The organism is uncultured Negativicoccus sp., assembly GCF_902480485.1.
In the GTDB taxonomy this organism is placed as follows: domain Bacteria; phylum Bacillota; class Negativicutes; order Veillonellales; family Negativicoccaceae; genus Negativicoccus; species Negativicoccus succinicivorans.
Genome location: NZ_CABSTC010000076.1, coordinates 1 through 4,699, shown reverse-complemented (window position 1 = coordinate 4,699; position 4,699 = coordinate 1). Strand labels below are relative to the sequence as shown.

Annotated in this window: 6 protein-coding genes and 1 riboswitch; of the genes, 2 read left to right on the top strand and 4 right to left on the bottom strand. The window is 50.8% G+C overall.

The genetic code is table 11. The features are described 5' to 3' along the window. Nucleotides 1–335 (top strand): kinase/pyrophosphorylase (locus RDN69_RS05845; RefSeq protein WP_288218365.1); only part of this gene is annotated, 335 nt, incomplete at its 5' end. An 8-nt stretch (nt 336–343) separates the two neighbouring features. Further along, on the top strand, nt 344–1,333 hold the full coding sequence (locus RDN69_RS05840) for a deoxyguanosinetriphosphate triphosphohydrolase (protein ID WP_273260403.1): 990 nt from the start codon (nt 344–346) through the stop codon (nt 1,331–1,333). An 81-nt stretch (nt 1,334–1,414) separates the two neighbouring features. On the opposite strand, the gene rpmB is transcribed toward RDN69_RS05840, so the two are convergent. The 4 genes from rpmB to RDN69_RS05820 all read right to left on the bottom strand — a co-directional run bounded on the left by rpmB (nt 1,415) and on the right by RDN69_RS05820 (nt 4,223). Next, nucleotides 1,415–1,603, bottom strand: coding sequence for a 50S ribosomal protein L28 (gene rpmB / locus RDN69_RS05835; RefSeq protein ID WP_024049106.1), 189 nt, complete (start codon nt 1,601–1,603; stop codon nt 1,415–1,417). 84 nt (nt 1,604–1,687) lie between these two features. After that, the gene (locus RDN69_RS05830; RefSeq protein ID WP_273260400.1) at nt 1,688–2,509 is read right to left on the bottom strand and encodes a MetQ/NlpA family ABC transporter substrate-binding protein; all 822 of its coding nucleotides are present in this window, start codon (nt 2,507–2,509) and stop codon (nt 1,688–1,690) included. Between the two features lie 36 nt (nt 2,510–2,545). Further along, a complete protein-coding gene (locus RDN69_RS05825) occupies nt 2,546–3,199 on the bottom strand; it encodes a methionine ABC transporter permease (RefSeq protein WP_273260397.1) in 654 nt (217 codons plus the stop codon). Beyond that, nucleotides 3,180–4,223, bottom strand: coding sequence for a methionine ABC transporter ATP-binding protein (locus tag RDN69_RS05820; RefSeq protein ID WP_273260394.1), 1,044 nt, complete (start codon nt 4,221–4,223; stop codon nt 3,180–3,182). The genes RDN69_RS05825 and RDN69_RS05820 overlap by 20 nt, the downstream gene beginning before the upstream one ends. 56 nt (nt 4,224–4,279) lie before the next feature. Continuing rightward, nucleotides 4,280–4,383: riboswitch (SAM riboswitch) on the bottom strand. Between the last annotated feature and the right edge of the window lie 316 nt (nt 4,384–4,699).

Here is a 4,699-nt window from a genome sequence, read left to right as displayed (position 1 = left end):
TGGCGCATAAAAAAATCAAAGCGGCGAACTTGCCGCTGGTCCCGGAAGTGCCGTTGCCGGAAGAATTATTCCAGCTGCCTTCCTATAAAATTGTCGGTTTGATTATCGATCCGGGCAAGCTCAATACGATTCGCAGCGAACGGTTAAAATCCATGGGCCTTGCCGACGGAGCAAGCTACGCGGCGCTCGATCGCATTCGCGAGGAGTTGACGTATGCGCGTGAAATTATGCGCAAGTTGCACTGTCCGGTGATCGACGTATCCACGAAAGCGATTGAAGAAACGGCCAATCGGGTTATGGAAATCATCGAACGCAACCGCCGTTTACACGGGTGAGGTGAACTATGCAAATCCGCGAAGTGACCGAAGAACGCGAAGTCAAATATTTAGCGACGCACGCGGCTCACAGCCGTGACGCCGTGCGCGAGCGTCCGCAGGATAAGGATCCTTTGCGCACGGAATACCAACGGGATCGGGACCGGATTTTGCATAGCAAGGCGTTTCGACGCTTGAAACACAAGACGCAGGTATATATCGCGCCGACGGATCATTATCGCACGCGGATGACGCATACATTGGAAGTGAGTCAAATCGCGCGGACGATGGCGCGCGCGCTGCGCTTGAATGAAGATTTGACGGAAGCGATCGCCTTGGGGCATGACGTGGGACACACGCCGTTCGGTCATGTCGGTGAATTTGCGATTCGCGATTTGTTTGGCCATTTTCATCATAATGAGCAAAGTCTGCGCGTGTTGGATGTGCTGGAAAAGCACGGCGCCGGTTTAAATCTGACGCAGGCCGTACGCGACGGTATTTTGAATCATACGGGGCCGAATTTACCGCAGACATTAGAAGGGCAACTGGTTCGTTACAGCGACCGTATTGCCTACTTATGCCACGATTTTGATGATGCGGAGCGGGCGGGGATGCTCACTGCGGACGATTTGCCGGCGGAAGTACAGCGCCATTTCGGAACAACGCATTCGTCCATGATCACGGCGATGGTGAGTGACCTGGTGTACTCGTCGTCGGATCGGGAAACGATTATTATGACGGACGCCACGCAGGCAGTCATGGGCATCTTTCGCGAATTTATGTTTGCCAATGTCTACCAGGCTCCGACGCTGGTGCCGGATCGCAAACGCGGTTACCGCTTGGTACAGGAACTTTGCCGTTACTATTTGGAAGATCCCGCGCGCTTACCGGCGGAACATCGGCCGAACGAAATTCCGGTGGAAACGGCAGTGATCGACTATGTGGCCGGCTTGACAGACGAGTATGCGATTCGTTTATATCAAGACACATTTTTGCCACGCTATTGGGATGTTAAATAAAAAACCGCCTGCGGGCGGTTTTTATCATACGAGGAAAAACAGGCATTAAAAAAACCGCCCGAGGGCGGTTTTTAGTTTGTCTTAAGGACGTTCCACTTTGCCGGAACGAAGGCACCGAGTGCAGACGTTCTGTCGCGTGGTTTGACCGTTGAGAACAACACGTACACGTTGAATATTCGGTTTCCAGGTTCGTTTCGTTTTCAAATGTGAGTGGCTGACGTTCATACCGGTTTGCGTACCTTTACCACAAACTTCGCAATAATTTGCCATTATCTACACCTCCTTGCAAGTTCCGTTATTAGCAACAGTAGTATTTTATCACAGCTGCATTCCGTTGTAAAGGAAAACCTTAAGTCAGAATGCCGGCACGAGCGCGCCTTTAAATTCTTTGTTAATAAAGTCGCGTACGGGCTCCGATTGGTAGTAGGAAAGCAGTTTCGCATACGCCGCGTTGGTTTTCGCGTCTTTTTGCACGGCCAGTACGCAAGCGTACGGCGATTCTTTCGTTTCTACAAAGCGCGCGTCAGCAACCGGGGAAAGTCCCGCTTCAAGCGCGTAGTTCGTATTAATTACGGCGGCGTCCACGTCATCTAACGAGCGCGGCACTTGCGCGGCTTCCACTTCAAGAAATTCGAAATGATGCGGATTTTCTTTGACATCGGCGACCGTGACGGTGATATCATTCGTGCCGAGTTGGATCAGACCGGCCGACTGCAGCAGCAAGAGCGCGCGACCGCCGTTCGTCGGGTCGTTCGGAATGGCTACTTTCGCGCCGTCGGGAATGGCATCAAGCGTTTGGTATTTCGGTGCATAGAGCGCCATCGGTAAGAGCACGGTTTTGCCGATCGAGACTAATTTGTCGCCGTTATTTTTATTGAAATGGTTCAAGTACGGCTGGTGTTGGTACGCGTTGGCATCAATTTCGCCATTGGCAAGCGCCTGATCCGGCGTGACGAAGTCGGTGAATTCCGCCACTTTAATGACGAATCCGTCACGCGCGGCCACTGTTTTGACCTGTTCTAAAATTTGCGCTTGCGGCCCTGCCGTTACGCCGACAACGAGCGGTCGTTCTTGGGTACCGAGCGCAGCGTTTGCCGGCTCTTTTTGGGTACCGCAACCGGCCAGTACGGCCAAGCTGCAAAGCAGGAAAAATAAGACTGTCCATTGTCGTTTCATAATGAATTACCCCATTTCACTATTTCATTTTCAGATTTATTTTTTATTGACACGTCGTGCTAAATAATTGCCTAAACTTTGAATCAATTGGACAACGATGACCAAAATCGCAATCGTTGCGAGCATTACATCGAGACGGAAACGCTGGTAGCCGTAGCGGATCGCGAGATCGCCCAAGCCGCCGCCGCCGATCGCGCCCGCCATCGCGGAGTAGCTGATCAAATTGACGATGACGTTAGTCATGCTGTCGATAATGGTCGGAAGCGCTTCGGGAACCAACACTTTGTAGATGATTTGGAACGGGGAAGCGCCCATTGACTGCGCGGCTTCGACCAATCCGAAGGGAACTTCTTTCAGCGCCGTTTCCACCAGGCGGCCGGCAAACGGAATCGCGGCGAGCGTCAAGGGCACGCACGCGGCCGTTGTGCCGATCGAAGAACCGGCAATAATACGAGTCAACGGAATAATTGCGACCATCAAAATAATAAACGGAATCGAACGCAGCATATTGACGACGGCGCCGAGCGGTTTATTAATCGCGGCATTTTCCAAAATATGACCTTTGTCGGTAACGAGCAACAAGACTCCGAGAGGAATCCCAAAGAAAGCCGAGAGAAAGGAGGAAACGGCCACCATGTACATCGTTTCCCCTAAACTCTGCCATAAGAGGCTAACGATTTGCGGGGACATAACCGATCACCTCACTTTCAATGGGACACGTGTGCAGCCACGCCAAGGCGGCTTGCATTTGATCCTCACTGCCGCCCAGCGTCACAATCAGTCGACCGAATGAGGTGTCCTGAATGTAATCGATGGTAGCGTAGAGGATGCTGACTTCGAGATCGAACCGACGAATCAATGTCGCCAACAAGGGCTCATCGGTAACGTCGCCGATAAAAGATAACCGAACCAGTAAATCGGCATCGGGAATCGGTGTTTGGGAAACATGCAAGTAGCTTAAATTTTCCGGAATCTCATTGCTTAAAATCGAGCCGACAAATTCACGCGTGGTCGCCGTCTGCGGCGCGGTGAAAAGATCCGCCGCGCTGCCCTGCTCGATGATGCGACCGTTTTCAATGACGGCGACGTGGTTGCAAATTTCTTTAATGACCTGCATCTCGTGTGTGATCAAAACGATGGTCAGATGCAGGCGTTTATTAATGTCTTTTAAAAGATCAAGAATCGCTTTGGTGGTTTGCGGATCGAGCGCGCTGGTCGCTTCATCGCAAAGCAGCACCTTCGGTTGCGAAACCAACGCGCGGGCGATGCCGACACGCTGCTTTTGACCGCCGGAAAGTTGGGCGGGGTAGTTGTCGCGGCGTTGTGTCAGGCCGACTAGTTCCAAAATCGGTTCGATCCGTTCTTTTTCTTCCGCTTTGGAAAGTCCCGCGAGCTCTAACGGAAACGCGATATTTTCATAGACGGTACGATGACTCAGCAGATTGAAATGCTGGAAAATCATGCCGATATGTTTACGTTCGTTACGTAATTCCTGTTCGCTCATCGCCGTCAGGTTTTTACCGTCAACCCAAACTTCCCCTTTGGTCGGCGTTTCCAACATGTTGATACAGCGAATCAACGTCGACTTTCCGGCCCCGGACAAGCCGATAATACCGCAAATTTCGCCTTCTTTGATATGCAGATCGATATCTTTGATAGCGTGCACCGGTTGCGGACCGGGATATACTTTGCTAATGTGCCGCAAATCTATCATTTTCTCACTCCTTTACCCACTAAAAAACTCTTCACCAAAAGATGAAGAGTCGGTGATCTTCATCTCTCGGGATAACTCCCGCGGAATTGGCACCGGTCTCCGTATGGAGATGGTTGCCGCGACGTCATTGGGCCGGTCCCTCGGTCGCTCTGGATGAAAAGTGGTGTATTTCGTTGTTGGTGACGTTGATTATAGCACTATGAAATAATGAATGTCAAACAGTAATTTAGAGAGGACTCTTTGCATTTTTTATATAGAATTGCTTCCAATGCCGTAAAATGCGACCGTTTCGGGCTTAAACGTGATTTTAGCCAAATCTACATGTTGAATAATCTGTTTTTAGGATTGCACGTATACTACAATATGTAGTATACTCAATTCTAAAGAGACGGTTTGTGAAAAGCCGATCAAACGTGAGGGAGGCGGCGGTACCATGTTGGAAGTTATTAAGCGCGACGGCGGCAGAACTGTTTTTG

Excerpts from the sequence above, each read along its gene's own strand:
- RDN69_RS05830 (WP_273260400.1), bottom strand. The coding sequence starts at position 2,509 with ATGAAACGACAATGGACAGTCTTATTTTTCCTGCTTTGCAGCTTGGCC.
- RDN69_RS05825 (WP_273260397.1), bottom strand. The coding sequence starts at position 3,199 with ATGTCCCCGCAAATCGTTAGCCTCTTATGGCAGAGTTTAGGGGAAACG.
- RDN69_RS05820 (WP_273260394.1), bottom strand. The coding sequence starts at position 4,223 with ATGATAGATTTGCGGCACATTAGCAAAGTATATCCCGGTCCGCAACCG.
- RDN69_RS05840 (WP_273260403.1), top strand. The coding sequence starts at position 344 with ATGCAAATCCGCGAAGTGACCGAAGAACGCGAAGTCAAATATTTAGCG.
- rpmB (WP_024049106.1), bottom strand. The coding sequence starts at position 1,603 with ATGGCAAATTATTGCGAAGTTTGTGGTAAAGGTACGCAAACCGGTATG.